General features: G+C 41.8%; 3 protein-coding genes and 1 pseudogene. All 4 read right to left on the reverse strand.

All coding sequences use genetic code 11. The annotated features are described in order from the left end of the window. Positions 1-130: 130 nt before the first annotated feature. Entirely contained in the window at positions 131-535 is a 405-nt protein-coding gene (locus tag ACFINR_RS09220) for a hypothetical protein (protein WP_375654221.1), read from the reverse strand. After that, positions 532-1,296, reverse strand: a complete 765-nt coding sequence (locus ACFINR_RS09225; protein WP_375654222.1) for a filamentous hemagglutinin — start codon at positions 1,294-1,296, stop codon at positions 532-534. The genes ACFINR_RS09220 and ACFINR_RS09225 overlap by 4 nt, the downstream gene beginning before the upstream one ends. A 15-nt stretch (positions 1,297-1,311) precedes the next feature. Then, positions 1,312-1,716, reverse strand: coding sequence for a hypothetical protein (locus ACFINR_RS09230; protein WP_183194650.1), 405 nt, complete (start codon positions 1,714-1,716; stop codon positions 1,312-1,314). After that, a pseudogene (locus ACFINR_RS09235) lies at positions 1,713-1,933 on the reverse strand (filamentous hemagglutinin); the annotation flags it as partial. The gene ACFINR_RS09230 and the pseudogene ACFINR_RS09235, both read right to left, overlap by 4 nt.

Consider the following 1,933-nt stretch of genomic DNA (forward strand, 5'->3'; position numbering starts at 1 on the left):
GTTGATATTTTCTGTCACCGCTGCTTAAAACAACGGTGAACAATATTGAGATGTTAGATTGAGAAAACAATCCCGCCGTTCCAAGCAAAGGCAAGGATGGCAGATTGTTGATCATCACCAATAGAAACACTTAAGGTTTGCATTCAGGTGCGTTTTTATATTTTTTACAAAAAGGGCTGTTTAAGCGCTTCTTGACACTGGGCCTCGGGATCACAGCGCCTGGACGACAAATGGGAAGGTTTTCGGCTTTAAAAGTATAACACCATCCACCCTCATGTTCATTTTCATAATGGAATCCTGATTGAACCATACACGCATGAATTGTTGCCCATGCATTGATACTAAGCTTTCTGCTTTCTGGATCGGTATAATAAGGTGTTGGCATTCCACATTCTAACAAGGCTTTTCCTACCTCTGTAAAATCTGCTCCTGGTTTCTTCCACGCTGCCACCTCTCCTAGAGGAGGTTTATCGATATTACATCCAGTTATAATTAACAAAGTTACAGTGCTTAATAATTTTAGAGTTTGTTTCATTTTTTACTCCGTGATTTACTTAAAGGAAATTGTTCACGATGAGATAAACCATAATCATATCTACATTGTGGACTCGCATCTCCAAGACAAGTATGGGAGCTTATGGGATTCATGATCACTCTCCACCATTCTTTCCACCAATTACTACCAGCAGGTATTGTCTCGTAGGTATAGCCATTGCCGCCAATAATTCTGCTTACAAAGTCATATCTATTCCCATCAAAGCCAATAGTGGTTTGTTTGCCACCACTCACATAACCTAACAGACCGGATGCCGCCAAAACATTGGCCGCTGGTCCATAGAAACTGATCGTTGTATTGCCAGCTACATCATTTACACCTTCTTGTTTGAAAGAATTCATCATATTAAAGCCTGTCAAACTGCCACGACTATGGGCATCAAAATGCAATCCTGTGTTACCATAGCGAGACATTATATCTTTTGCTTCTTGTGTGGAATTGGTCAAACCCCAAAAGTTATTTTCCATAAACTTCTGATAGCCCGCGACTAGAAGTTCTGAGATAGCAGAATCGGCTTGGGGGAACACAACAAAATAAAGCGGTTCATTTTTATCCTTCGCATGTTGAACCGCATAAACAGCAGCTTCCTCTGGTGGAGTAAAGATGCCATTAAAGGACACATGCACCTTGCCATCAGCACCCTCTTGTAAATGCTGCTTTTCTTCATCCGTTAAATAATGTGCGTGAGGAAACAATCGCGCCATTCCAAGTGAAGGCAAGGATGGCGGATTGTTAATCATCACAAACAGCAAAACTTAAGGCTGGCATTTGCGACTATTTTTATATTTTTTACAAAACGGGCTGTTCAAGCGCTTCTTGACACTGCGCTGTGGAACAACAGCGCCTGGACGACAAATGGGCAAGTTTTCAGCTTTATGATTTCCACACCAGCCTCCCCCCACATCATATTTATAGCGAAATCCCGCTTGGAGCATGCAAGCATCAATGGTTGCATTTGCATTATTACTGAGCTTTCTACTTTCTGGATCCTTATCATAAGGGGTTGGCATACCGCATTCTAACAAGGCTTTTCCTATCTCCGTAAAATCTGCTCCTGGCTTCTCCCATGCCCCTATAGAAGATATGGGAGTTTTATTAAACTGGCACCCAGCTATACTTAACAAAGTTACAGCACTTAATAATTTTACGATGTGTTTCATTTTTTACTCCATGATTTACTTAAAGGAAATTGTTCACGATGAGATGAGCCGTAAAGCATGTTGCACATACGCCCCGCATCTCCAAGACAGGTATGGGAACTTATGGGATTTGTAGCCACTCTCAACCATTCTGTCCAAACGTTACTGCCAGCAGGGAGTGTCCCGTAGGTATAGCCATTGCCGCCAATAATTCTGCTGACAAAGTCATATCTATTCC

The organism is Bartonella sp. AP19HLJMH, from assembly GCF_042196245.1.
Taxonomy (GTDB): Bacteria; Pseudomonadota; Alphaproteobacteria; order Rhizobiales; family Rhizobiaceae; genus Bartonella.

What these genes read in the sequence shown, in the direction of transcription:
- ACFINR_RS09220 (WP_375654221.1), bottom strand. Translation starts at nt 535, where the DNA reads ATGAAACAAACTCTAAAATTATTAAGCACTGTAACTTTGTTAATTATA.
- ACFINR_RS09225 (WP_375654222.1), bottom strand. Translation starts at nt 1,296, where the DNA reads ATGATTAACAATCCGCCATCCTTGCCTTCACTTGGAATGGCGCGATTG.
- ACFINR_RS09230 (WP_183194650.1), bottom strand. Translation starts at nt 1,716, where the DNA reads ATGAAACACATCGTAAAATTATTAAGTGCTGTAACTTTGTTAAGTATA.